This window comes from Exiguobacterium sp. FSL W8-0210 (assembly GCF_038006045.1).
Classification (GTDB): Bacteria; Bacillota; Bacilli; order Exiguobacteriales; family Exiguobacteriaceae; genus Exiguobacterium_A.
Genome location: NZ_JBBOUK010000001.1, coordinates 559,094 through 583,842 on the forward strand (window position 1 = coordinate 559,094; position 24,749 = coordinate 583,842).

Consider the following 24,749-nt stretch of genomic DNA (forward strand, 5'->3'; position numbering starts at 1 on the left):
TTATTCGTCTCAGGTGAAAGAGGTGGAACGAATAGCAAAAAAAGATGCGAAACATCACATTATGACGTTTACGTTCAAAGAAGAAGCGACATCCTATCAAGTGTTCAGTGAATTGAAGAAATATCATGCGCGAGGTCAAGTCGATTTCGAACAGATTGCCGTTATCAAGCGAAATGAGAATGGTGCTTTTTCGTTTGAAGATGCTGTAGACCTAAGTGGATCGAATCGCGCCGTCAAAGGGTCGTTAATTGGAATGGCGGTAGGTATTCTAGGAGGCTCATTCGGCATCTTACTTGGTTCGATGACGGGTATGCTGATTGGTGGATCGAAAGACATGAAGGAAAATCAAGAAATTCAAGAAACATTCAAACGAACACTCGGTGTCATTCCGCCTGGACAAACAGGAATCATTGCGATCGGTGAAGAGTTTGAACCATCCGTCCTCGACGGATTAGTGGCGCAACATGATGGTACGTTGGAACGAACGGATGAACAGTTAGAGTCGTAAGGTCTTATAGAATGAAAGGAGCCTATCACTTGGATCGCGATAGGCTCCTTTTCATGTGCATTTACTTAGTCGTACGTTCTTTTTTTGCTTTTTTGAAGAAGAACAATTCATAGACGACAGGAACGATGATAAGTGTTAACAACGTAGAGGTCGTTAATCCACCGATGACCGTCAAGGCAAGACCTTTTGAGATCAATGTTCCTGAAGAAGTGGTTAATGCGAGTGGTACCAATGCCATGATTGTTGCAAATGCGGTCATCAGGATTGGGCGTAATCGCGTTTTACCAGCTTCAATCAATGATTCGCGAATCGGCATACCACGTCCGACGTTTTGACCGATGCGGTCTACGAGAACGATTGCGTTCGTGGTGACGATTCCGATCAACATCAAGAAGCCGATCATGACACTGACAGACAATGGTTCATTCGCAAGGAAGAGCGTGACGAGTGAACCGATCGGAACAAAGATCAGAGAGGACAAGATGATGAATGGAATCCGAGCTTTTCCGAACGTAATCAACATTGTCAGGTAAACAAGTCCGATTGCAACGACGATCGCAATTCCGAGTGATTGGAAGATTTCAACCGTATCGTCATTTCCGCCACCACTTGTCAGTGAGACACCGTCTGGTAAATCGATTTTTTCGACGTCAGCTTTTACGGCATTTGATACGTTTTGAACGTCGTCTCCTTTGACTTGTCCAGATACGCGAGCATATACTTTTCCGTCGAGTTTCTGAATCGATGTGAAGGTCTCGACTTCATTGACGTTCGCGACATCTTTCAAAGCGACAGGACCGTTTGCTGAGAAGAGTTGGACGTCTTCGAGATCTTCTTTCGAGACGAGTCCTTCTTCATAAGATAATTGTACGTCTTGATCCTTATTGTCGAGATTGAGCGTTCCGACCGTGACTGGCTTCGTTTGATCGTTAACGGTACCGAGAATCTGGAAACCAGATAGTCCGCGATCACTTGCTTTCTCAGGATCGATTTCTACGAGATACTGCTTTTGTTTTTCGCTGAAGTTGTTCGTGATATATTTCAAATCATTATTTTGCGACATGTTATCCTCGACGAGTTTTGCCGCTTCTTGAAGGGCTTCGAGGTCGTTCGAGAACAAGTCGACATCGACGTTGTTATTCGATGGAGGACCACCTGTCGATAGTTCAGCCACACTGATTTTGACATCGACGTTTTCGTCTTGAGCGATGTCTTCCATCTGTGTCTCAAGTGATTTGATCGTTTTCTCGACGTTTACGCCGTCTTTTAGATTCAAGAAGTAACTTGCTTTATTATCGAGACGTAAGCCTGTCGTAAAGTCACGCGCTCCGACAGAAGTCGTCACGTCAGCAATGGCTTGTTCTTTGTCGAACATTTTTTCCATCTCAAATGAGACGTCACTTGTTTTTTCAAGTGATGTAGCAGCAGGAAGTTCAAGCGATGCCGTCAAGGTCTTCGATGCTTCGTTCGGAATGAACGTAAAGCCGAGACGCGGTACGATCGCCAGGGAACCACCGAGAAGGACGAACGATACGACCAAGATGATCGCCTTGTGCGAGAGTGATTTTTCAATCAGCTTGCCGTACCACCGTTGAAGAACTCCTTCTTTTTCTTCCGCTGGTACCTTTTTGAATGCAAACTTCGCGAGAATCGGTACGATCGTGATTGCCACAAGTAGTGAAGCAAGTAATGAGAAAATAATCGTCAAAGCGAACGGTAAGAAGAACTTACCAGTAATACCACCGACAAATCCAATCGGCAGGAAGACGACCACGGTCGTCAGCGTCGATGACGTGATTGCTTTTAGAATCTCTTTTGTCGATTGTTCGATGATCTCATCCGTCATACCGGATTCGGATTTTCGGACGCGCCGGAAGATGTTTTCGATGACAACGATACTATCATCGACGACACGACCGACTGCAACAGCCATCCCACCAAGTGTCATGATGTTCAGGGAGATATCTTGCCAGTTCAAGAAGATAGCAGCGATGAGTAATGATAATGGAATTGAGACGATGGCGATGATCGTCGCGCGGAGGTTCCGTAAGAACAAGAGTACAGCGAGTGATGCGAAGAGTGCACCAAGTAATCCTTCTTTGACGAGTGTCGCAACGGACTCCTCGATATCCTTCGCTGAATCGATCCCAATCGTATAGTCGACTTGATCGTCATATTTATTGAGGATCTTTGTGACTTCATCTGCGATTTCGACTGTATTGGCATCTTGTTTTTTCGTGATTGCCATCGATAAGGAATCTTTTAAATCGTAACGCGTTTTTTCACTTTGTTGCGAGACTGCTTCGATTTTTGCGATATCCTCTAGGCGAATCGGTTCTGCAGGTTCAGGCGCCTGATCTGCAGCTGTTCCACCTGTTGTACTTGGTGGTCCTTGCGTTGCACCTTGTGGTGGACCGCCAGCAGATGAACCACCTGTTTGACCGTTATTTGATGAACTAGCCGCACCTGCAGCAGGTGTCAATTGTAGATCTTTTAGTTTATCTAGATTTTCTAGTTTTTCCTCAACGCGAATCGGAATTTTCGAATCGTTTTCTGATAGCTGACCAGATGGGAACGAGACATACTTTCCATTGATTTGTTCCTTGATGCTTGAGAGCGAGAGACCCGCTTCCGTCGCTTTCTCCTTATCGACAGTGATTTGAACGAGATCATCCTTATAGCCACCAACCGACACGCTGTTGATGCCTGGAATCTTATTAAGTTCAGGTTCGATATCTTCCTTTAGAATTTTTTCGATGTCTTTGCCATCTTTGCTAAAGAAGGAGATATTATAGATCGGGAACGATCCAAAGGACAGACGATTTAATTTCGTCGTTGCTTCCTCCGGTATATTCGCATCTTGGATGGCAGCATCGATTTGTTGTTCGACCTTATCCATATCGGTATCGAACGGGAATTCGATGTTTAAGATACCGATACTTTCATAAGAAGAACTTGTTAGCTTGGTAGCCCCTTCAATTCCTTTAAGGGAAGTTTCAAGCTTTGAGACGACTTGTTTATCGACATCGTCAGGTGATGCACCAGGGTAAACCGCTTCGATTGAAATCTGAGGAAACTCGATTTCCGGGAACTGATCAACTTTTAATTGTGAGAAGGAATACACGCCTCCTAAAATCAATAGGATTGCAATGATGAAGACAGCAACCGAGTTCTTCAAACTAAATCGGGTTAAAAAGTTCATATGAACGCTCCTTTCTTTTATATGTGCTTATTTACATAGTAGAGGACACTCATAGAACCCGCAACTTTAAAACTGTTTTTATTTGAAAAGATCTTTTTGAAAAAAGATAAATTTTTTTGTTAAAAAGGCTTTACACTTTTCGATATGCTGCTATAATAAAAACATACCCAGTAACAACACAGCATGATTCTGTAGCTCAGCTGGGAGAGCGCTACCTTGACAGGGTAGAGGTCGCTGGTTCGAGCCCAGTCAGAATCATACCGAAATCGTTCCTTTTCGAAGGAGCGATTTTTTTTTGCGTGACGAATTGTAATATTAAGTGCAACACCTAGCTGAAAACACAAAAAAAACCCATAACGACCTCGTGTAGAATAGAGTTACCACACCAAATTCAACGGAGGATTCGTTATGAGCTATGTTCATCTTACCACATCAGAAAGAGTCAAAATAGAAACTTATCTAGAGCTTGGATTTTCAATGCGAAAGATCGCTCAGCATCTCGGACGACAGCCGTCCACGATTTCACGTGAGCTCAAACGGAATCCTTCCTACAATGCGATCAACGCCGGACTGCGTTATGAGATGCAAAAAAAGAATTGTGGAGCACGCACGCTGTTCAGCACTTCGCTTGGCTCATGTATCCTTTCGAAACTGCGAGAGACATGGTCTCCCGAACAGATCGCCGGACGGCTCTTTCACGAACAGGGACCATCGTACAGTACAATCTATCGATGGATATATAAAGGATTCATCAAGAGCGATTTAGGCGTTTTACGACAAAAAGGAAAGCGCCAAAAGCCACGTGAGACAAGAGGTCGCTTCAACATCGGGCTTCCGATCAGTAAACGTCCGTCGGACGTCCGGGGTCGAGAAACGTTCGGGCATTGGGAGTTGGATACTGTCGTATCAGGACGAGGGCAGACAAAGGCGTGTGTTGCGACATTCATCGAACGTAAAAGTCGGTTCTATATCGTACTACCGATGGTCGACCGTTCTTCTCACTCGATGGAACATGCCATCCAAACACTTTACTCTTCTTTCCCATCGGGAACGTTTCAAACCATGACGACGGATCGCGGTAAGGAGTTCAGCTGTCACGAACGGATACAGGACTCTCTTGGTATCCCAATGTACTTTGCGGATCCCTATTCTTCATGGCAACGTGGCAGCAATGAGAATGCAAATGGTCTTCTCCGTGAGTTCTTCCCAAAGGGAACCAACTTCGGAATGATCAACAAGACAGAATTAGATTACGCACTTTCTAGAATCAACAATCGACCAAGGAAGTGTTTGGATTGGAAAACTGCATACGAGGTCTTTTCCGAAGAAGTGTTGCGCTTAATTTGACAAACCGTCGCGTTAAAAAACTATTCCCGAAATCAATCAGGAATAGTTGGAAGGGAGGTAAATTGTTTTATTGAATTTCGAGGTGAAGATCGCCACGCTTCGTCCACCCTGCGACGGTCGTCAATCGATAGAAGACGAGCGTCAAGACGCCAGGTAGAACGACACCAGTCAAGAAGAAGACGAGGAACGCCTGAGGACCTTGGTTGACGAAAATATTGAGTGGGGCAATCATCGAATTTAATCCAAGTCCTGCGAGTTCGTACGGTACTTTCAAAGAGAGAAGAAGCGTCGCGACAGGAGCTGAAATCATCGCTGCGAGAAACGGTGCAACGACAAGACGTGGATTTTTAACGATGTTCGGGAATTGTACTTTAGGTGTTACAAAGAATGAAGCAATCAAACCACCTGGATCCGTCTGACGGTATGCCATCAACGTGAAGCCGACGAATTGAGCGGAACAGCCAATCAGTGCAGCGGCACTTGCTACAGGATCAAGTTGCAAAGCGATAGCGAGTGCAGCGGACGAAGCAGGAGACATCAATAAGACACTAAAGATGAGTGCAATGACAAGAGAAGTTGCGATTGGAGATGATTCAACGGATGCTGTGATCATGGCACTGAATTTTGTAAGGAGTGGTGTCGTGACGGCAGCAGCACCGATTCCAGTCACGCCGCCAGCAAGGACAGCGCTCATCGGGATGACCATCATGTCAAATTTCGTTTTTCCAGTCATGCGTTTTCCGACGTATACAGCGACGGCAGCTGCGAGTAACGCACTGATCGGCTGACCGGGTACAAGAACGAGTCCAGAAGCAGTTGATTGAAGAGCGGCACCACCGATCGTTGCTGCGATCATCGCGCTGAACAGGACAAGTGTGTTTCCTCCGAGCTGAAAGGCAATACCGGCACCAAGTGCAGGGGCGAGTAGTACTTTTGCGACACCACCAATCGTCAGTAGCATTTGGATATGTAGAAGATTTCCGAGCGTCTCAATCAGGAGTCCGACACCAAGTGTTACAAGAACGGCATTTGCCATTCCAGCTGATACTTTTACCATTCGATCCATCGCATATTCTTTCAACGTTGTCATCCTCTCTATCTATCTCTATTTTTTGCCATGAAAAAAGCCTATCCGTTTTTGGGATAGGCGCCACTCATTCTGTGCGGGCGCCTCATTCGATGCATCGAAAGAAGGGCCCAAAAATCATTTCCGTTTCATCATCGGAAAAGTTTTCAGTCCCTCATGCATAGAATAATCAGTCGGCCGGCTTGGTTAAATGGCTGTTGCGTCGGAATCATTCGATCGTGCCCCTCTCTGTGAATTTTTCTAAGCCTAACACGCTCTTGATTTATAATCAATATTTTCTGACAATTTATTTTTCCTGAAATCTGACAGGAATTCACGGTATCACCGGGAAATCCTAATGTACCAACAATGGAGGCGTTTACATGAAAGTGATGCTTTTTACAGATATTCATGGCAATGCATCAGCATTACGTGCAGTATTGTCCTATCTTGATCAACAACCAGATATCGATGCCGTCTATTGTCTCGGTGATCTTGTCGGCATTGGACCAGAGCATAATGAAGTCATTGATCTATTGAAGCAACGTCCTGATATTCAAACGATTTCTGGGAATCATGATGAATGTGTCCTTGCTTTAATTCATGGGGAGACCTATCCCGATAGTTACCGCCATGCGAAAGAGCACCATCAATGGATTGCGGATACGTTGACGCAAGAAAATCAAAAGTATTTGGAACGTTTACCGCGTGTCTTAAATATCATGCATCAGGAACAAACGATGCACCTGACGCACTATGCTTATGCCGATAAGACGAAGAAGATTGGTGAAGAGCCGTTAAAGCAAGCGGTGGATGGAACGAAAGAAAACTTATCCGTCCTGTTTGCTGGAAGTGAGGCGCGGATCATTGGTTTCGGTCACCATCATCCAGCGCAACAAGTCGAGACAGGACAAACACTCTTTATTAATCCAGGTGCACTTGGATGTCAGGAGACAGCCATCGCCCCAGTAGCAATCATTGATTGGGAGAAGGATCAAGTCCGTTCAGAAATCCTGAAGCTTTCATATGATGATCGACCATTTTTAGACGTCCTCAATACGACGGAGATGCCGGAACGTGAGTTGATGCGCCGTCTCTTCTTCGGTAGTAGGACATGAAAAAACCTTCATGAGTAGTTCATGAAGGAAGTCGATTAAGCAGATAGCTTCGTCATAATTGAGATGAGGCACACGACAATCAGTAACACGATACCGATGTTTCGTTTCAATGGATGGCGTGACCAGTAAAAGAATAGCGCAAGGACAGGGGCCACAAAAAAGGCAACGATGAGACTGATCAATGTTGCAAGAAATAATACAAACATCCAAAGCTTGCTAGTTGTCCGATATACCTGCCACATGTCGTAGAGCGACATGAGTGTATAGGCGAGTAACACGAAGATGATTCCGGTCGATAAACTCAAAGCGATCATCACTCCATTCCCTATTTAGTATAAGGGAAAGAGTGAGAATGATTACACGACTTGAAGTAAAAAAACATGACGAATCAATGAACGTATGATTAGACGCTGTAACGAAAAAAGAAAGGAGAGGGCATCTATGTCAGACATCTATCGCCGTTTTTTTCTATTTCCGGATATTTTGATCATGCTCGTAATACTGATTGCGGTCAGTAGTTATGTCCTTGCTCAGCCGTTTCATTGGTCGATTTTACTGTTCTTTTGTCTTGGACTGATCGTCTTTAGTTTCAGTGAATACCTGACGCATCGTTTTTTGTTCCATTTACCACCACCTAAAAATGCGCTTGGACGAAAATTGTTGAAACGACTTCATTACGATCATCATGCGCATCCGAATGAACTGCATCTGTTGTTTTTACCTGTCTGGTATTCCTTGCCGAACCTTGGTTTCTTTGCGGCTCTGACCTATCTTCTGACACAATCTGTCGTCTCGACAGCTGCAGCGCGAGTGGATTGATCGTCATGTTACTTGTTTACGAGTGGAAGCATTATGTGGCGCATGTTCCGCTAAAGCCGAGAACACGCTTTGGGAAATGGATGAAAAAGACGCATCTGTTACATCACTTCAAAAATGAACATTATTGATTCGGTGTATCCAATCCGGTAGGAGATTGGTTATTTGGAACGCTGAAGGATGAAAAAACAGTCTTATCTAGCCAAACGGCACGTGATTTAGAAAAAGAATTGGATAATAAAAAACCGCCGATCCATTTGGGCTAACCTAAAATTTTGAGACAATATAAAACACCTTCGGAGTGGTACACTTTTAAAAAGTACTAACATCGGAGGTGTTTTTGCATGGGCAAAAACGTATATTCAAGTGAAGTGAAATGGGCAGTAGTCAAAGATAAGCTGAGTGGTAAGTTAACGACGAGAGAAATCATGGAGAAGTACGGAATCAAAAATGAATCTCAAATCAAAACATGGATGAGATGGTATCGCTCTAACGAACATTATCGATTTGATCAGCCAATCGGTAAACAATATACCTATGGACATGGTCCAGATTCTGCGAGTGAGGATGACAAGAGAGAACGACAAATGTCACATCTGAAGATGGAAAATGAAATCTTAAAAAAGTACATGGAAATCGAAAGAGAGTTGAGAAAGAAGTAGTCTTAAAAATTGTAGAGTTTCTTCGGAGAAAGTATACAATCACCGCCATTCTTAGCGCTTTGAATGTACCAAGAGCAAGCTATTACCGTTGGATTAAGGAATCTGTGAAAGCACCTTCGGTGCTCGAAAAAACCGTCATTGAACTAAGTAAACAGACGAAGTATCGGAATGGACATCGAAAAATAAAGGCATTATTACAGCAAATCTATCAGTTAAAAGCCAATCGGAATACCGTACAGAAAATCATGCAAAAACACCATCTCCAATGTCGGATCAAGCCGAAGCGAAGATGGAAGTCTCAAGGTGAGCGCATCATAACGGTACCGGATCTCATCAAGCGCGATTTCACAGCAAGTAAACCGAATCAAAAGTGGGTGACGGATATCACCTATATCCAATACGGCAGCACGACGAAATATCTTTCCACCATCATGGATCTTTTTAATAACGAAATCGTCGCATACAAGTTATACGAGCATCAACAAACGTCTCTTGTGATTGATACGTTGAAGATAGCGCTTGAGAATCGAAACTATCCCGAAGGGGTCATCCTTCATTCGGACCAAGGAAGTGTCTATACGTCATACGCCTTTCAAGAATTCGTTAAAAGGAATCACCTAACAAGCAGCATGTCTCGTAGAGGAAACTGTTGGGACAACGCAGTTATCGAATCGTTCCACTCTAATTTAAAGTCCGAGGAATTCCAGTACGTCAAATTTAATTCACTAAGAGACCATGAGGTCTCTGAACGCGTTACTAATTACTTAAATTACTATAACGAAGAACGAATCCAAGAAAAATTAGGCTACCTGACACCGAAAAAATACGGTGTACAGGCAGCCTAATCAAGGTGTTTTATATGTGTCTCATATTGCTAGGTCAGTCTAAATTGATCAGCGGTTTTTTATTCACAGAACGCGCAACATGGCACGTCGAATCGTATCGAGTTCAAGTGGACGCGCAATCGATGGCCATTCGGCAATCAACGCGATATACGTTCGAAAGATCAAGAAGGCCGTGACATCGACCGGTATGTCGCGATCGTCTTGAGCAAGACGAGTCTCAAGTAATGTCTTGATATATTCGACGACATGTCGTTCAATCCGCATCCGTAATTCCTGCATCTCTTGTAATTTTAAGTTGCGTGTTTCTTCGATGATTTGAAGAATGAATAAGTGTTGTTGCTGATGATAGGCGATGGCGTCGATCATTGCTTGTTTATTTTCTTCTACGGTCGCCTGTTCGACGTAAGCGCGTTCTGCTTCTTCTTTCATCTCTTGCAACACACGTGTTACGAGTGATTCAAACAGATTGAGTTTACTTTCGAACAATTGATAGACGGTTGGTTTTCCGACATGAGCGCGTCGGGCGACACGCTCGATCGTCGTTCCTTTATAACCGAGTTCTGAAAAGCAAGCCATTGCTGAGTCGAGTATCAAAGTTTCTTTATCAGACTGTGTCATGTTGTTTTCGTCTCGCTTTCGTTGAGAGTAGAATCCGTTTGGCTCCGAGCCCTCCAACGAAGCTGATGATTAATGCGACGACTAATATGGTCGCAAGGACTTGACTATTGGATACGAGGGCATCCGTCACACCGAGTCCAAGCGCTTCGCGGAATCCACCGACCGAATATGTCATCGGTAAGAAAGCGTGAATCGCTTGGAAGAACCCTGGCGTCATTTCGACAGGGAACGTTCCACCACTACCACCGATTTGAAGAAGGAGTAGTAAGAAGGCAAGGAACTGTCCGACGCGACCGAGTAGCATCGCGAGCGTGAACAGAATGGTAATGAACGTCATACCTGTCAAGGCAGCGAATCCATAGAGCGCAGGGACACTCGCGACATCAGCATCCAGCACATAGACGATTGCTGTGGCCGCTGCGACACCTTGTAATGCGCCAATCGGTAAGATAAGTGATAATTTACCGACGAGGAAGCGCCATGTCAGACTCTCGCCATGTTCGGGACGAATCTGATAGACCGAAGAGAACATCAAGGCACCTGCGAACAAGGCAATACTAAGGATATAAGCTGATAAACCGGAACCGTAATTATTGACCGTCGAATAGTCATGTTCTTTTAAGACGACGGGTTCTGCTAGCATATTATCCCGCTCTTTTGTCGGTTTGACCGTCGCGTCTTTAGCTCCTTTGCTGAGCTCATCCTTCAGTGTTTTAGCTCCATCTTCAAGTTTCGTGTTGGCATCCGCGATTTTTGAAGCACCCTCTGTCGTTTTGCCGATACCATCTGTAATCGTAGAAGAACCAGATGCCAATTGTCCTAATCCGTTATTCAACGCGCTAGCCCCAGCTTGAAGTTGATGTGTACCATCGGACAGTTGGTTCGCGCCGTCAGCTAGTTGGGCACCGCCTGTTGCGGCTTTATGCACACCCGCAGTATACTGACCGAGTTTTTCATTGAACGTCTGTTGTCCACTAGCTAATTGTTGTGCGCCAGACTCGACTTGTTTCGCACCATCGACGAGCTTCAATTGTCCAGCGTTTAGTTGCGATACAGCAGACTGGACTTGCTGACCACCTGCGGCGAGTTGACCGATTTTCTTCGTTGCTTCTGTTGCTTGAGCAAGACTCTGATCAATTGCACCTTCTTGGGCAGCAAGACTTTGAATATTTTTTTCTAATGAACCAATAGAACCGAGTAATGTTTGTTTTTCTTCATCTGATAACTGTTCAGAAGCAGAAATAACTTCTTTTAGTTGAGCGACGTTTGCCTCAAGTGCTTCGCGACGAGCCCGTAAGTCCTGTTTCGCCTGTTCAGCATCTTGATTGAGTTGTGTTAAAAAGGCATTCGCAGCTTGTGCTTTTTCATCCAGTTGATTTAATCCGTCCGTCAACTGAGGAATTTTTTCATTAAGCTGAGCAGTACCCGCAGCCAGTTGTTCTGCCCCTTGGCGTACCTGTGTTGAGCCACCGCTGAGTTTTGTTGCGCCTTCTTGAAGTTGCGCGGCACCTGCCTGTAACTTGCCACCGTTTTCATCGAGTGTGTTCAATCCAGAAGATAGCTCACCCGTTTTTTGAGCGAAGAGGGTGGTCTTTTCGTCGAGTGTCGTGACACCATCACTCAGTTTTTTCGAACCTTGATTCGCTTCCCCGAGTTTTTCGGACAGTGTCAGACTGCCATCTGCGAGTTTTCCAAGATTTGTTGCTAGTGTTCTAGCGCCATCCGCTGTTTTATGGTTACCGTCCTCGAGTTTAGAGGAACCGTCCGACGCTTTTTCCATTCCGTTTGCGATTTTCTTTAACGCACCGAATATAGCACTACTATATTGTTTCGTAACGGATTTTCGGATTTTTTCGTTTAACTGTTTTGCGGCAGTACTCGAAATTTGTGTTCCCGAGTAGTTTTTCGCTGGATTCAAGTAATATTCTAACTCAATCTTCTTCGGGTGATCATCGAGTAGTGTCGTTGCATTTTTAGAAAAATTCTTTGGAATGACGACTGTCATGTAGACCTTTCCGTCACGCAATTCTTTCTGTGCCTTATCCTGAGACAAGAACTGCCAATCAAAATCATCATTTTTTTTGAGTTTATCGACGAATTGATCCCCGATGTCGACTTTCTCTCCTTTAAACTTTGTCGCCTGATCTTCGTTGACGATAGCTACCTTAATATCTTCTGTACGACCGTACGGGTCCCAGAATGCAGATAAGAAGATGGAGTTGTAAAGAAACGGTACGAGAATGAGGGCGAGAATAACGACGATCATCATCGGACTCTTCAATTTCTTCCATTCTGAGCGAAACATAAATACAAATCCCCTTTCTAAAACTCAAAACTAATTTGAGTTTTAGGTTTTGATGAGATTTACTTTACTCTCTTCATTATAAAAAATCAATCGATAATTCCAATTTCACACAAAAAAACGACTCACGGAGAGTCGTCTCTAGAAAATGATTAAGGAATTAACAGTAACTTTCCTGTACTACGTCGGCTTTCTAAAAAGTCATGCGCTGCTTTTCCATCAGATAAAGCAAAAATTGTCGGAGAGGACAGGTTAAGGTGACTAGATAAAATCCAATCAAACAGCTCACCCGATCTGCGGATGCGTTCCTCAGAAGACGTTAACACATTCCAAAGGTCGCCACCTGTTAATGTTTTGGACGTATCCATTAAAAAACGTGGATCGACAGGTGCGGGATCACCGCCTGCCATACCATAGAAGACAACCGTTCCATGGACTTTTGTCACATGGAAACTATCCATTAAGGTAGAACCAATGGATTCGTAGACCACATCAACCCCTTTACCCGAAATTTGCGCGAGCACGTGCTCGACCCAGTTCTCGGAATATAAATAGACAGATTCACAGCCCGCAGTTTTAGCAATCTGTGCTTTCTCAGGAGAAGACGTCAATCCAATCGGAGTTGCCCCAAGCAAACGAATGAGCTGTGTCAACAACTGACCAACGCCACCGGCGGCTGCATGCACTAAGACGACATCTCTCGGTTGGACATGGTAGCTATCACGAGTTAAGTAATGCGCTGTTAACCCTTGTAATAAGATAGAAGCTGCTGTTTCGTATGAGATACCATCAGGAAGCGGAATCAATTTATCGACGGGTGCTGCGACGTACTCAGCGTTCGCAAGCGGAACGTCCGCAAAAGCAACTCGTTGACCTACGTGGAACGTTGAAACAGCTAAACCAACCGCTGTGATGATGCCTGAACCTTCGTAACCTAAAATATAGGGGGCTGTCCTTCCAAATGGTAGTTTCCTTTTCGGCGATAGATGTCTGCAAAATTCAGACCGATCGCTTTCATTTCAATCAGAACTTCCTGTTCAGTAATTGTTGGCGTTGGCACGTCTTCGAAGCGTAATACATCAGAACTCCCGAATTCGTGGAATGTTAATGCCTTCATCTCAACACATCCTTCTTTTAAATCTGCTTTTAGTATAAGGCAGAACATCTGAAAATGATGGACAGATGCGTTACACTAGAAAAAAAGATGAAAGAAGGGACAGTATGAAGCGTGTCTTAATGGGAGGAATTCGTTTTTATCAAAAAGTCATCTCTCCCATGAAACCAGCTACATGTCGATTCTATCCAACGTGCTCCCATTACGGGATGAAGGCGATTGAACGTCATGGTGCGGTAAAAGGTAGTTATTTGACGACGCGTCGATTGTTACGTTGCCAACCGTTCCATCCAGGGGGCCTTGACTTCGTTCCAGAACCCGATCAATTTAGTTGGAAAGCACCGTTGCAACGGGAAAATCCACGGGAGAAGGCGGAAGAAACGAAGGAGTAAGTCATGTGAAGGTTCTCTCTTGTTTAATGAAGTAAGAACAAAAAAGGGAAGTATGTTACCGGAAATTACCGATAACATACTTCCCTTTTTGTTCTACTGACAGACGATCATAGTTTACCCGTTAAAAACTGTGCTTCGCCAAGACCGAAGCTCCAGTCGGCTGCATCATTTTCAACGATCGAAACCATCAAATCAGTCGGTGCGAGTCCACAGTTTGCTTGTAAGCGTTCGGCGAGTAATTGGTAGAGACGTTGTTTTTTCTCTTCCGTCCGCGTTTTACTCGTCACACTGATGAGGACGATATCTTTACTCCGTTCAAACCCAAGTCCTGTATCTTGAATGACCATCTCATGCGCTTTATGCGTGTGCACGATTTGATAACGATCGCGCTCCGGCACATCAAATGCTTCGACCATCGCATCGTGTGCGGTGTCGAGTAACGTTTTTAACTCTTCTTCTGAACGTCCTTCAATGACGTCGAATCGTAATAACGGCATGTGAAATCACTCCTTAACAAAATTATGTAGAGTAGGGGGAAAACCCTACTCATATATTACTCGAAGAATGGTTTGTATTGACGACGATCGTGCATGACAGACAACCATTGGACAGTCGAGAATTCTTCAAGTACCCACTCACCGTTGAAGCGACCGAGTCCTGAATCTTTTTCACCACCAAATGGCATATGTGGCTCATCGTTGACCGATTGATCGTTGATGTGAATCATACCTGTCTCGACTTCAAGCGCAAAGGCAGTCGCGCGTTCAATAGAAGAACCATGGACAGCGCCACTCAATCCGTATGGAAGTGAGTTCGCGATTTCGAGTGCCTCTTCATCCGTATCGAACGGGATGATGACAGCAACCGGTCCGAAGATTTCATTTTTAGCGAGTGGCATATCATTCGTAACACCAGTGACGACAGTAGGTGCGATGACGTTATTTTTTGCTTCGCCGCCGACACGAACGGTTGCACCCGCAGCTTTTGTTTTCTCGAGATCTTCAAGAATTCGTTCAACTTGTGATTGGTTGATGAGCGGTCCGACTTGTGTCCGATCATGTGATGGATCACCGTATTGTAGCTCTTTTACACGAGCGACGTATTTTTCGACGAATTCATCATGAATCGAAGAAGCGACGAGAATTCGGTTCGTCGACATACAAATTTGACCTTGGTGATAGAACTTGCTGTAGACAGCAGATTCGACCGCACGATCGAGATCAGCATCATCAAGTACGACGAAGACGTTGTTTCCGCCAAGTTCAAGCGCTGTTTTCTTCAGGTGTTTACCAGCAAGTTCACCGATATGACGACCAACTTCAGTGGATCCTGTGAATGAAATCAAGCGTGGTACAGGATGTTCGACGATAGCATCACCGATTTCTGAACCGCGACCGACGATGACATTCAAGACACCTTTTGGCAATCCAGCTTTTTCAAATAGACTAGCAAAAATCAATCCACCTGAAACAGGTGTGTCCGTAGCCGGTTTAACAACGACTGCGTTCCCGATGGCAATGGCAGTAGCGATCGACCGTACAGCTAAGTGGAACGGGAAGTTCCATGGACTGATGACACCGATGACACCAAGTGCTTTACGGTAAATCCGGTTTTCTTTGCCTGGTACGACCGATGGACGAATTTCACCGTGCATCCGAAGTGGGAATGTCGCAGCTTCCTTGACGATCAAGACAGAAGCAAGGAATTCACCTTCCGCTTTGATGCGTGTACTTCCGGACTCTTTGATCAACCATTCGATGATCGTTTCTTTCTCTTCGTACAAGACTTTCAAGAAGTTTTCGATGAGACCTTGACGTTTTAAGGCAGGAACTTTCGCCCAGTCTTTTTGAGCGACTTGAGCCGCTTCATAAGCGTCATCTAAATCTTGCTGATTCGCTGCAGAGATCGTGAAGAGCTCTTCACCCGTGAAAGGATTCGTGTTCGTCATGTTGCTGTCACTTGCGCCTGTGCGCCACTGACCATCAATGTAAATCTTCGTGAAATCTGTATGCAATGTTGCTTCGTTTTGTTGAGCCATATCATTTCATCTCCCATTCGTTTTCATAACAATTAAGTTATTCACGTTATGAAAAGAAGTAAAACACATCCGTGCACTTCGACCAAACATATTGCTCAAAGTCAGTCAGTCAGATGGGTTTTAAAGCGCTTTAAATCAGGAATTCAATCAATATAGTGCTATAAAAAGGAGGAATTTTATTTTGAAGAAGCTGAAAGTCCTGTCTCGAGAAATCAATTGGTGGTGGCCATTGTTATATGGTCTCATTGGGATTGGTTTGACGGGAATCGTGACGTGGTTAGATGTGTATATATCAAACTGGTTTCCAAAAGACTGGCAAACGACGCTTGGCTTAGCGCAGACAATCCATAGTTCGGTCTTTACCGGACTGCTCGCCATGATGACGTTCACATTCTCAACCATTCTTGTCGTATTGACGACCTATTCATCACAATTCTCACCACGGACATTGCCTAACTTCATCGAGAATCGGCAAGTGCAACACATTTTCGGCATATTCATTGGAGCGGTCAGTTACTCGATGACGATGCTCTTTTTTCTTCGTCCGGCGTTGAAGACGAGCGTCGTCGCTTCGACAGTAGCCGTTCTCGTCGTATTGATATCGATCGTGGCATTCGTCGCATTCATTCATATCGTCAGTCAGTCGATTCGCGTGACGACTTTACTCGATCGATTACACGAAGAAGGGAACGAATTATTGAAACGACAAGTCGAACACCTAGAATCAGGAGAACAAAAGATTACTGAAAGAAAGATGACGACAAATTATCCACATCTTATTCAGGCAACTCGAACCGGATATATTCAAGCAGTCGATTATGATGTTTTTGATCAGAAAGACCGCGTGTATATTCATCGAACCGTCGGCTCATTCGTAACAGAGGGAGAAGCCATCGGACGGGCAACTTGCCGGGATATCGATGAAAGTATCTTGATTGGACCGACGAAATCTTCAGAACAGGATTTTGCATTTGTTCTTGAAAAATTAAGTGAAGTTGCTTTACGTGCGATTTCTCCAGGAATCAATGATCCGAATACAGCGAGACATGCGGTTCGGATTATTGGTGACTTAATGCGACAGTATGCCGTAATACCAGATGGTGTGCTAGTTGTTGGAAAGGACCAGCAACACATTGTCGTCAGGGAAACTTACCAACAATTGTTATACACGACGTTTTATCAACTACGACATTACGGAGCAGAAGATATTTCAGTTCTCGCGACGATGCTTGAGTCGCTTGGAACGATGAAGCGGCAAGCCTTACCTGCTCACTATGAAACCATTCAACGATTTATTCCATACATTTGTTCGGAAGTACGTTTTGAAACAATGAACGACTGGGATCGTGATTTTTTACAAAATCAAATCCATCGGGCGTTGAATGAAACTTTTGTCTCCCCTTCATCGTAATAAGGGCAAGAGGATCAAAAGAAGGGAGGGATAGAAAGTGACAATCTTGTTATGGAGTCTGATCGTCGTCTGTTTTCTAGTCGCTTTTGCAGGTCTCGTGTATCCGATCATCCCAAGTGCGCCGATTTTAGTAGTTGGTTTTTTGATTTATGGATTCGGATTCGGGTTCTCTGAACTATCGATTAGTTTTTGGGTGATTCAAGCGATTTTCATCATTCTCTTATTTACACTCGATTATCTCGTTAGCGCCTACACCGTCGATCGACGGGGAGGCTCACAAGCGGCTAAGATTGCAACGACAGTCGGATTGATTGCGGGACCATTTATTTTGCCGGGTATCGGATTATTAATTTTCCCGTTCGTCTTTGCCATCTTGACGGAAAAAATCATTAGTAAAAAGACATGGCAAATCTCGGTTTCAGTCGGGATCGGAACAGTCCTTGGTATCTTATCAAGTGCCTTGTTAAAAGGAATCGCGATGTTACTCATGATCGTAATTTTTATTCTCTATGTCGTCTGACGGTCTGAAATGATGTCTTCAAGTACACATTTTATGAAAGTTCCGTTATAGTATGAATATGAAAAAGTAGGGAAGCTTTGAAAGTCTGAAGCTTCTTTTTGCTGTAAACCACCAGATGCCTCGGCATCTGGCTTTATATTAATGGAGGTGAATCCCCTTTCTTCGGGGAAACGATTGGACAGTACACACTCAATGGAGACATTCGACACGACGACGATCATCATTCGACTACTCGTCATTGCACTACTCATCGTCTTAACAGCTTTTTTTGTAGCTGCCGAATTTTCGGTCGTCAAAATGCGAATGTCTCGAATCGATCAGTTGATTACAGAAGGAAGCAAGACTGCGAAAGTGGCGAAGAGGCTACTTGAGAATTTGGATTATTATTTATCGGCCTGTCAACTTGGAATTACCGTGACAGCGCTTGGTCTCGGATGGTTAGGAGAATCAACGGTAGGTGCGATTCTCGGTATGTTGTTCGAAGAAATTGATATTCCGAACTCCGTCTCGACGATCATTTCGTTCGTTCTTGCATTCTCGATTGTAACGTTTCTTCATGTCGTACTTGGAGAGCTTGCTCCAAAATCTTTGGCGATTCAAAAAACGGAAGCCATCACGATGCTACTCGCGCCACCACTTTATTGGTTCGGTAAAATCATGAAACCTTTCATCTGGACATTGAACGGTTCAGCACGAATCATCCTTCGGTTATTTGGTGTCGAGCCAGCGGGACACGAAGAAGTCCATTCTGAAGAAGAGATTAAAATCATCATGACACAGAGTTATAAGAGTGGAGAAATCAACCAGACTGAGCTTTCCTACATGCAGAACATCTTCTCGTTCGATGAGCGGATCGCGAAAGATATCATGTTACCGCGGACGGACTTAATCACGATCTCGAACGATGCATCGATGGAGGACATCATTCGTCTCGTTGAAGAGTATCAGTTCACACGTTACCCAGTAGCGGAAGAAGGAGATAAGGATAAAATCCTTGGCTTCATCAATGCAAAACAATTATTTACGGATCATATGGCGAACAAAGGAAAAGCATTAAGCTATTACATCCACAACTTGCCGATTGTATCCGAATATTCGCCGCTTCAAGATGCCATGCTGAAAATGCAGGTGGAACGAACACCGATGGCACTCGTCATCGATGAATACGGTGGTACGGCTGGTGTCATCACGATGGAAGACATCTTGGAAGAAATCGTCGGAGAAATCCGAGATGAATTCGATAAGGATGAGAAAGCAGATATCGAACAAATTCATGAGCGATTATACCGCATCTCAGGACGTGTCTTGATTGATGACCTAAATGAACGCTTTAACCTAGGAATCGAAGAAGAAGACATCGATACGATTGGTGGCTGGGTCATGGCACAGGATACGGAAGTGTCGAGTGGTCAAGAATTCCGCTATCAGGAATACACGATCAAAGTCATGGAAGTCGATAATCATCAAGTGAAATCGATTTATCTTCAATTGCCTGATCAAGAAGAAACTGCAACAGAAGAGATTGGATAAGAAATAGAATGTGCAAGACGATGGACTTCGAGTTCATCGTCTTTTTTTGTCTACTTAAAAAATGATTATCTAAGGTGATAGACACCTCTTGTGTTTATCTCCCTCAGTGACGGGTATTACTGTCTATGTGGCAAAAAATGCATTTTTTAATTCAACAGGAAAAGGGGTTTTCTATCATGTCAAACGTCATTCTTACTTCACGTGCATCTGCAGTCGGTGGTCGCGACGGGAAAGTCGCTTCAGACGATAACGTCATTAATCTCGATTTAGTCATGCCAGGAACAAAAGGCAAAGAAGACATTCCGACATCAAACCCGGAACAGTTATTCGCAGCAGGATATGCCGCTTGTTTTGATGGTGCCTATAATTTAATGGCGCGCCAAGCAAAAAAACGAGTCGAGACGCGGACGAATTCAGAAGTCAGCCTCTTACAGGATGAAGCGGATAACGGTGTGAAAATTGCAGCGAAACTCGTCGTCGAAGTCGTTGGCGTATCACAAGAGGAAGCAGAAGAGTTGCTTGAGAAAACACACAACTTTTGCCCGTACTCGAAAGCAACACGCGGAAATATCGATGTAGATCTTTCTGTTAAAGTCGTCGATTCATTATAAGTATAAGCGACGGATCATAAGGAGGGTTTTCCATGGCACCGAAAGAAACCGATCGTCCAAATGAAGAGTTTGAAGATGAACGGGATCGTCTGTCGGATAAAGAACGGAAACTGACAGAGGAGCAGCAAAAGGAAATCCTAAAAGGAAAAGACGAAATGCCAGATGATACGGGTTCTCCACGAGATCGCGGAGAAGATCCAATCTAAATCAAACAACTTGGGGGATGAATCACATGTCTAAAAAAGTAGCCGTTGTACTCGCCGATCATTTTGAGGATGTAGAATTCACAGGACCGGTTGATGCATTAAAAGAAGCAGGGCACGAGATCACGGTCATTGGTGCCAAAAAAGGTGCAGAACTCGTTGGGAAGCAGGAAGAGGCAAAAGTAACCGTTGATCTCTCGATTGATGAGACTTCAGCAGCAGACTACGATGCTCTCCTGATTCCAGGCGGATTTTCACCAGATTTACTTCGAGAAGATGAGCGTTTCGTCTCATTCGTCGAAGAATTCGATATGTCGAAAAAACCGATTTTCTCGATCTGCCATGGACCACAATTGATGATTAATGCAAAAATCGTCAAAGGAAGAAAAATGACAGGTTATAAATCAATTCGAATTGATTTAGAAAATGCTGGTGTGGACTTTGCAGATGAAGAAGTCGTCGTCGACGATAATTTCGTCTCAAGTCGTCAACCAGATGACATTCCTGCGTTCAATCGGGAAATCGTAGCTAAACTCGGCTAATACCATGAAACGAAAAATCAGCACTGCGCTATCGCAGTGCTGATTTTTTATAGATTTTCTGGATAATCACAGAGTTCTGTAATGACGCCGTGTGAATGCCGGGGATTCATATAAATCAGTCGTCGCCCGAACGGCGTCGTTCGATACGTATCTTCTAAAAATGTTAAGCCTTGTTGTTTTGCTTCTTCAATCGCTTGATCTAAATCCTCTACACGATAAGCAATGTGATGGACACCTTTCCCGCGTTGTTTTAAAAAACGTGCGATCGGACTACCCGGACTTGTTGGCGTTAACAACTCGATGTGCGCATCATCGAACTCGATGACCGCAATATTGGAAGCGACACCAGGCGCAGGATTCGAGTACTCTTTTGTTAAAGTTCCTCCAAGTACGTTTGTATAAAATGAAATGGCTTCCTGCATGTCGCGAACAGCAATTCCAGTGTGGTCTAATTTCATATGATATCCTCCTTCTATTCGCTTCAGTTTCCCAAAAACACTTCAAAGTTGCAACGATGAGTTACCTTCCAAATGTTTCTATTACATAGAAGAGGAAAGATTTATTTAAAATGAAATATCACTGAAATATTATGGAAGAGGAATGAATGCTATAATCAAAAACGTTCTTATAAAAAAGAAAAACTATTACAGAATTTAAATTTAACTTAAATACTCTACGATAAATCATAAAACATACACTACAGAAAAAGAGGGAATACTACATGAAAAAAACGTTCGCGTCGCTCATCGTTTCCGCACTGGTTCTTTCATCAGCACCTCATTTTGCAGCAGCTGACGATTTAAGTGAACAGAAAGCCAAAAACGAACAACAGCAACAAGACAATGCTAAAAAGCAAAAAAACTTAGAGTCTTCTGTTAATCAAGAAGGTCAAAAAATCTCTAAAACACAACAAGAAGTCAATCGACTAGACGAAGCGTTGAACGAAAAAATCTTTGCTGTCGAAACAAAGGATCGTCAAATCAAAGCAACAGAACGTGAAATCGTTGAACTTGGAAAAGAAATTGAGAAATATAAAGCGAAACTAAAACGCCAAGAAAAACTACTCGGTGATCGTCTTCGTGTCATGCAAGAGAATGATGGAAACTCAATTAAATGGGAAGAAGTCATCTTTGGTGCTAAAAACGTTGGTGATCTCGTAAGCCGTGTCATGGCAGGGAAATCCATTTCAAAACAAGATGATAAAATGATCACGGATTACCAGAATACGCAAAAGCAATTAGCGGATGCGCAGCAAGAAGTAAAAGAAAAGAAAGCGCAGTTGGTCGTTGAGAAAAAAGAATTAAAACGTCAACAAGCGGATCTTGAATCACAATTAAAAGAGCGGAACAAACGCTTAAAAGAACTACGTAAGAAAAAAGAAAAGTTCGAAACACAATTGATGGATGCAAAAGAAGTCCAGCAAATTTTGATTGCTCAAGAAAAAGCGATTGCAGCTGAAAAAGCAGCGCGTGAACGTGAAGCGCGAATCGAAAAAGAACGTCAAGCTCAAGCTGCACGTGAAGCAAAAGCACGAGCAGAAGCTGAAGCAGCGCAAGCAGCAGCTCAAAAAGAAGCAGAAGAGCAAGCCGCTAAAGAAGCAGCAACTCAGCAAGCAGCACAAGAGAAGGCAGCGCAGTCAGCAAAACCTTCTGGTTCGACAAAACAATCGGCACCAAAACCATCTACACCAGCACCAACTGCGCCAGCTCCAGCGCCGTCAGCTCCAGCGACACCTAAACCGTCACCATCATCAGGCGGACTCTTCATTCATCCAACTGCTGGTGCTGTGACACAAGGGTATGGTTCTGCAGGCGGAGAAAATGGTTATACGTTCCATAACGGGATTGACTTCGGTGGTCCAGTTGGCACGCCAATCGTGGCAGCTGCAACTGGTACAGTCATTACAGCATCAGGTGGCGGACCTTACGGAAATCACATCATGATCGCTCACCAATTGAACGGGAAGACATATACGACAGTCTATGCACATATGAGTTCATTGAACGCTAGTGCAGGTCAACGTGTCAGCCAAGGTCAACAAATCGGTACACGTGGTAGCACAGGAAACTCAACAGGTCCACACTTACACTTCGAAATTCACGTTGGTGGATACAGCTACAGTGCAACAGGTCCAGCTAACTCAGTCAATCCAATGTCGATGTTTTAATCGTAAAGAATCGTTGCATATGCAACGGTTCTTTTTTTGTCATTTTCAAAAAACAAATCATATATTACAAAAAATCGTTTTCATTTGAAATGTAAATGAAATTTTTTTGAAACGATTACGGTGCTATAATCTATTTCAGATATGAGAGAAACTTGAATACTATAATAAAATATGAAAAAAACATAAGTGAGGAAAACGATATATGCTAAAAAAACTAATTTCTACCATTGTTTTAGGAGCATTACTTATAACAGGAACGCAACCGATCGCAGCAGCGACCATTAAAGAAAAAAAGGCTGAAAATGCCGCTGAACAACGTAAACTTGAAAAAGCGATCAAAAAACAAGAAGCTAAAATCTCAAAAGAGCAACGTCAAATCAATCAAATTGACGCAGCAATCAACGAAAAGATTTTCCAAGTCTCTGAAAAAAATAAACAAATCGAACAGTTGAACGTTCGAATCGATGAGTTAAAGGTAGACATCGTCCGTTACGAAGAAATGTTACAGAAACAGGAAGAACTACTCGGTGATCGTTTGCGTGTTTTCCAAGAGAACGATGGAAACTCGATTAAATGGGAAGAAGTCATTTTTGGATCGAAGGATTTAGGTGATTTATTCAGCCGTGTCATGGCGGGGAAAAAAATCGCTGAGCAAGACGATAAAATGATTTCGGATTACATCGCAACGCAACAAAAATTAGCAGAAGCAAAACAAGCGCTCGTTGAGAAAAAAGCGGAGCAAATGCAAGAAAAGAAAGTATTGCTTGAACAAAAGAAAGCGTTAAAGCTTCAAATGAAAGAACGTAGTGCCACGCTGAAGAAATTACGAAAAGGGAAGACGAAGTTCACGACAGAACTGTTAGACGCAAAAGAACTTCAAGCGACTCTCGAAGCGCAAGAACGTGCAATTGCGGCAGCGAAGGCAGCTGCTAAAGCAGCGGCTGAAAAAGCAGCAGCGGAGAAAGCGGCAGCCGAAAAAGCCGCTAAAGCGAATGCTCAAGCAGCAAAACAAGCAGGTAAGAGTTCGGAATCAACTGATTCTGTTGTCCCGCCGGTTGTTTCGAGTGGAGGGAAATTCGTTCGACCATCTTCTGGTGGAGTGTCACAAGGATTCGGACCAGCAAGCGGCGCGAACGGTTATACGTTCCACAACGGTGTTGATTTCAGTGGTTCGGTCGGATCTCCAATCGTCGCTGCAGCAGCTGGAACGGTCATTACAGCATCAGGTGGTGGACCTTACGGCAATCATGTCATGATTTCTCACTTCCTCGATGGACAAGTGTACACGACTGTCTACGCACATATGAGTTCATTATCGGTTCGTGCAGGACAAACGGTCTCTCAAGGTCAGCAAGTCGGGACACTTGGTAGTACAGGGAATTCAACAGGACCACACTTACATTTCGAACTACATGTCGGAGGCTATCAATACAGTGCCTCTTCTCCTCTAAATGCAGTCAATCCATTAGCATATCTGTAATCAAAACGGGCTTCGGCTCGTTTTTTTTTCTTCTCTATGCTACAGTTAAGGCGAAACGAATACTTGAGCAACTAGGGGAGCTGGAGGAATCCGGCTGAGAGGAAAACCAATCTGTTTTCGACCCTATTACCTGAACTGGATAATACCAGCGTAGGAAAGTTGAGCCGAACGGATACCGGAATGCGTGTATAACGCTTTCGTATAGCGTCGACTGCTTTTTTACAGCGGTCGACGCTTTTTTTTGTCGGTCACGACTC

At 43.9% G+C, this 24,749-nt stretch carries 21 protein-coding genes, 1 tRNA gene, 2 pseudogenes and 1 riboswitch; of the genes and pseudogenes, 15 read left to right on the top strand and 9 right to left on the bottom strand.

Translation table 11 applies throughout. From position 1 onward, the window contains the following. Positions 1 to 61 precede the first annotated feature (61 nt). Positions 62 to 508, top strand: a complete 447-nt coding sequence (locus tag MKY22_RS02920; RefSeq protein ID WP_341086527.1) for a hypothetical protein — start codon at positions 62 to 64, stop codon at positions 506 to 508. Positions 509 to 569: 61 nt separating this feature from the next. Here the strand turns inward: MKY22_RS02920 and MKY22_RS02925 are convergent, their stop codons facing one another. Further along, entirely contained in the window at positions 570 to 3,710 is a 3,141-nt protein-coding gene (locus tag MKY22_RS02925) for an efflux RND transporter permease subunit (RefSeq protein WP_341086529.1), read from the bottom strand. 185 nt (positions 3,711 to 3,895) lie between these two features. Here MKY22_RS02925 and MKY22_RS02930 point away from each other — a divergent pair. Together MKY22_RS02930 and MKY22_RS02935 are read left to right on the top strand one after the other, a co-directional pair. Next, a tRNA-Val gene (locus tag MKY22_RS02930) sits at positions 3,896 to 3,968 on the top strand. A gap of 150 nt (positions 3,969 to 4,118) precedes the next feature. Beyond that, positions 4,119 to 5,057 carry an IS30 family transposase gene (locus MKY22_RS02935; protein WP_341086530.1) on the top strand — a complete coding sequence of 313 codons (939 nt, stop codon included), beginning with the start codon at positions 4,119 to 4,121 and terminating at the stop codon, positions 5,055 to 5,057. Between the two features lie 67 nt (positions 5,058 to 5,124). Here MKY22_RS02935 and MKY22_RS02940 read toward each other — a convergent pair whose 3' ends face one another. Beyond that, positions 5,125 to 6,147: a PTS transporter subunit IIC gene (locus MKY22_RS02940; RefSeq protein WP_029340800.1), complete on the bottom strand. Its 1,023-nt coding sequence runs from the start codon at positions 6,145 to 6,147 to the stop codon at positions 5,125 to 5,127. Positions 6,148 to 6,506: 359 nt separating this feature from the next. Between MKY22_RS02940 and MKY22_RS02945 the strand changes: the two genes are divergently transcribed. Next, positions 6,507 to 7,241: a metallophosphoesterase family protein gene (locus MKY22_RS02945; protein ID WP_290780323.1), complete on the top strand. Its 735-nt coding sequence runs from the start codon at positions 6,507 to 6,509 to the stop codon at positions 7,239 to 7,241. 35 nt (positions 7,242 to 7,276) lie between these two features. Here MKY22_RS02945 and MKY22_RS02950 read toward each other — a convergent pair whose 3' ends face one another. Next, positions 7,277 to 7,555, bottom strand: coding sequence for a hypothetical protein (locus MKY22_RS02950; RefSeq protein WP_195865882.1), 279 nt, complete (start codon positions 7,553 to 7,555; stop codon positions 7,277 to 7,279). A 127-nt stretch (positions 7,556 to 7,682) separates the two neighbouring features. Between MKY22_RS02950 and MKY22_RS02955 the strand changes: the two are divergent. Next, positions 7,683 to 8,323: pseudogene (locus MKY22_RS02955) on the top strand (sterol desaturase family protein). A gap of 78 nt (positions 8,324 to 8,401) precedes the next feature. Continuing rightward, a protein-coding gene (locus tag MKY22_RS02960; RefSeq protein WP_341085934.1) for an IS3 family transposase occupies positions 8,402 to 9,564 on the top strand; the annotation gives its coding sequence in 2 pieces (ribosomal slippage) (positions 8,402 to 8,678 and positions 8,678 to 9,564; 1,164 coding nt in all). Positions 9,565 to 9,627: 63 nt separating this feature from the next. On the opposite strand, the gene MKY22_RS02965 is transcribed toward MKY22_RS02960, so the two are convergent. The 3 genes and pseudogenes from MKY22_RS02965 to MKY22_RS02975 all read right to left on the bottom strand — a co-directional run bounded on the left by MKY22_RS02965 (position 9,628) and on the right by MKY22_RS02975 (position 13,601). Further along, positions 9,628 to 10,182 carry a TetR/AcrR family transcriptional regulator gene (locus MKY22_RS02965; RefSeq protein WP_290780326.1) on the bottom strand — a complete coding sequence of 185 codons (555 nt, stop codon included), beginning with the start codon at positions 10,180 to 10,182 and terminating at the stop codon, positions 9,628 to 9,630. Continuing rightward, positions 10,169 to 12,487, bottom strand: coding sequence for a YhgE/Pip domain-containing protein (locus MKY22_RS02970; protein WP_341086534.1), 2,319 nt, complete (start codon positions 12,485 to 12,487; stop codon positions 10,169 to 10,171). Before MKY22_RS02970 ends, MKY22_RS02965 begins: the two co-directional genes overlap by 14 nt. A gap of 149 nt (positions 12,488 to 12,636) precedes the next feature. Beyond that, positions 12,637 to 13,601: pseudogene (locus MKY22_RS02975) on the bottom strand (quinone oxidoreductase family protein). A 104-nt stretch (positions 13,602 to 13,705) separates the two neighbouring features. Here MKY22_RS02975 and yidD point away from each other — a divergent pair. Then, positions 13,706 to 13,990: a membrane protein insertion efficiency factor YidD gene (gene yidD / locus MKY22_RS02980; RefSeq protein WP_290780332.1), complete on the top strand. Its 285-nt coding sequence runs from the start codon at positions 13,706 to 13,708 to the stop codon at positions 13,988 to 13,990. A 107-nt stretch (positions 13,991 to 14,097) separates the two neighbouring features. Here yidD and MKY22_RS02985 read toward each other — a convergent pair whose 3' ends face one another. Together MKY22_RS02985 and MKY22_RS02990 are read right to left on the bottom strand one after the other, a co-directional pair. Beyond that, positions 14,098 to 14,487, bottom strand: a complete 390-nt coding sequence (locus MKY22_RS02985; protein ID WP_029340806.1) for a tautomerase family protein — start codon at positions 14,485 to 14,487, stop codon at positions 14,098 to 14,100. Positions 14,488 to 14,543: 56 nt separating this feature from the next. Continuing rightward, the gene (locus tag MKY22_RS02990) at positions 14,544 to 16,028 is read right to left on the bottom strand and encodes an aldehyde dehydrogenase family protein (RefSeq protein WP_341086535.1); all 1,485 of its coding nucleotides are present in this window, start codon (positions 16,026 to 16,028) and stop codon (positions 14,544 to 14,546) included. Between the two features lie 181 nt (positions 16,029 to 16,209). On the opposite strand from MKY22_RS02990, the gene MKY22_RS02995 reads away from it, so the two are divergent. From MKY22_RS02995 to MKY22_RS03020, 6 genes are all read left to right on the top strand, one after another. Continuing rightward, positions 16,210 to 17,439 carry a DUF2254 domain-containing protein gene (locus tag MKY22_RS02995; RefSeq protein ID WP_290780335.1) on the top strand — a complete coding sequence of 410 codons (1,230 nt, stop codon included), beginning with the start codon at positions 16,210 to 16,212 and terminating at the stop codon, positions 17,437 to 17,439. A gap of 37 nt (positions 17,440 to 17,476) precedes the next feature. Beyond that, positions 17,477 to 17,959, top strand: coding sequence for a DUF456 domain-containing protein (locus tag MKY22_RS03000; protein ID WP_214806245.1), 483 nt, complete (start codon positions 17,477 to 17,479; stop codon positions 17,957 to 17,959). 192 nt (positions 17,960 to 18,151) lie between these two features. Then, positions 18,152 to 19,489 (top strand): hemolysin family protein, encoded by a 1,338-nt coding sequence (locus MKY22_RS03005; RefSeq protein WP_023467176.1) that lies wholly within the window; start codon positions 18,152 to 18,154, stop codon positions 19,487 to 19,489. Positions 19,490 to 19,665: 176 nt separating this feature from the next. After that, the gene (locus MKY22_RS03010) at positions 19,666 to 20,100 is read left to right on the top strand and encodes an organic hydroperoxide resistance protein (protein WP_035412467.1); all 435 of its coding nucleotides are present in this window, start codon (positions 19,666 to 19,668) and stop codon (positions 20,098 to 20,100) included. Positions 20,101 to 20,132: 32 nt separating this feature from the next. Continuing rightward, the gene (locus MKY22_RS03015; protein ID WP_341086539.1) at positions 20,133 to 20,306 is read left to right on the top strand and encodes a hypothetical protein; all 174 of its coding nucleotides are present in this window, start codon (positions 20,133 to 20,135) and stop codon (positions 20,304 to 20,306) included. Positions 20,307 to 20,332: 26 nt separating this feature from the next. Then, complete coding sequence (locus tag MKY22_RS03020; RefSeq protein WP_087682126.1) at positions 20,333 to 20,845, top strand: type 1 glutamine amidotransferase domain-containing protein; 513 nt, start codon at positions 20,333 to 20,335, stop codon at positions 20,843 to 20,845. Positions 20,846 to 20,892: 47 nt separating this feature from the next. On the opposite strand, the gene MKY22_RS03025 is transcribed toward MKY22_RS03020, so the two are convergent. After that, on the bottom strand, positions 20,893 to 21,303 hold the full coding sequence (locus MKY22_RS03025; RefSeq protein ID WP_290780343.1) for a VOC family protein: 411 nt from the start codon (positions 21,301 to 21,303) through the stop codon (positions 20,893 to 20,895). A 263-nt stretch (positions 21,304 to 21,566) separates the two neighbouring features. Between MKY22_RS03025 and MKY22_RS03030 the strand changes: the two genes are divergently transcribed. Both MKY22_RS03030 and MKY22_RS03035 read left to right on the top strand, forming a co-directional pair. Next, complete coding sequence (locus tag MKY22_RS03030) at positions 21,567 to 23,012, top strand: murein hydrolase activator EnvC family protein (protein ID WP_341086542.1); 1,446 nt, start codon at positions 21,567 to 21,569, stop codon at positions 23,010 to 23,012. A 202-nt stretch (positions 23,013 to 23,214) separates the two neighbouring features. Next, positions 23,215 to 24,492: a murein hydrolase activator EnvC family protein gene (locus tag MKY22_RS03035; RefSeq protein ID WP_341086544.1), complete on the top strand. Its 1,278-nt coding sequence runs from the start codon at positions 23,215 to 23,217 to the stop codon at positions 24,490 to 24,492. A 63-nt stretch (positions 24,493 to 24,555) separates the two neighbouring features. Beyond that, positions 24,556 to 24,666, top strand: a riboswitch (TPP riboswitch). The last annotated feature ends 83 nt before the right edge of the window (positions 24,667 to 24,749 follow it).

Bases quoted from the DNA above. Each gene is read 5' to 3' on its own strand.
- MKY22_RS02920 (WP_341086527.1), top strand. From the start codon at position 62: ATGACGTTTACGTTCAAAGAAGAAGCGACATCCTATCAAGTGTTCAGT.
- MKY22_RS02925 (WP_341086529.1), bottom strand. From the start codon at position 3,710: ATGAACTTTTTAACCCGATTTAGTTTGAAGAACTCGGTTGCTGTCTTC.
- MKY22_RS02935 (WP_341086530.1), top strand. From the start codon at position 4,119: ATGAGCTATGTTCATCTTACCACATCAGAAAGAGTCAAAATAGAAACT.
- MKY22_RS02940 (WP_029340800.1), bottom strand. From the start codon at position 6,147: ATGACAACGTTGAAAGAATATGCGATGGATCGAATGGTAAAAGTATCA.
- MKY22_RS02945 (WP_290780323.1), top strand. From the start codon at position 6,507: ATGAAAGTGATGCTTTTTACAGATATTCATGGCAATGCATCAGCATTA.
- MKY22_RS02950 (WP_195865882.1), bottom strand. From the start codon at position 7,555: ATGATCGCTTTGAGTTTATCGACCGGAATCATCTTCGTGTTACTCGCC.
- MKY22_RS02965 (WP_290780326.1), bottom strand. From the start codon at position 10,182: ATGACACAGTCTGATAAAGAAACTTTGATACTCGACTCAGCAATGGCT.
- MKY22_RS02970 (WP_341086534.1), bottom strand. From the start codon at position 12,487: ATGTTTCGCTCAGAATGGAAGAAATTGAAGAGTCCGATGATGATCGTC.
- yidD (WP_290780332.1), top strand. From the start codon at position 13,706: ATGAAGCGTGTCTTAATGGGAGGAATTCGTTTTTATCAAAAAGTCATC.
- MKY22_RS02985 (WP_029340806.1), bottom strand. From the start codon at position 14,487: ATGCCGTTATTACGATTCGACGTCATTGAAGGACGTTCAGAAGAAGAG.
- MKY22_RS02990 (WP_341086535.1), bottom strand. From the start codon at position 16,028: ATGGCTCAACAAAACGAAGCAACATTGCATACAGATTTCACGAAGATT.
- MKY22_RS03005 (WP_023467176.1), top strand. From the start codon at position 18,152: ATGGAGACATTCGACACGACGACGATCATCATTCGACTACTCGTCATT.
- MKY22_RS03010 (WP_035412467.1), top strand. From the start codon at position 19,666: ATGTCAAACGTCATTCTTACTTCACGTGCATCTGCAGTCGGTGGTCGC.
- MKY22_RS03015 (WP_341086539.1), top strand. From the start codon at position 20,133: ATGGCACCGAAAGAAACCGATCGTCCAAATGAAGAGTTTGAAGATGAA.
- MKY22_RS03020 (WP_087682126.1), top strand. From the start codon at position 20,333: ATGTCTAAAAAAGTAGCCGTTGTACTCGCCGATCATTTTGAGGATGTA.
- MKY22_RS03025 (WP_290780343.1), bottom strand. From the start codon at position 21,303: ATGAAATTAGACCACACTGGAATTGCTGTTCGCGACATGCAGGAAGCC.
- MKY22_RS03030 (WP_341086542.1), top strand. From the start codon at position 21,567: ATGAAAAAAACGTTCGCGTCGCTCATCGTTTCCGCACTGGTTCTTTCA.
- MKY22_RS03035 (WP_341086544.1), top strand. From the start codon at position 23,215: ATGCTAAAAAAACTAATTTCTACCATTGTTTTAGGAGCATTACTTATA.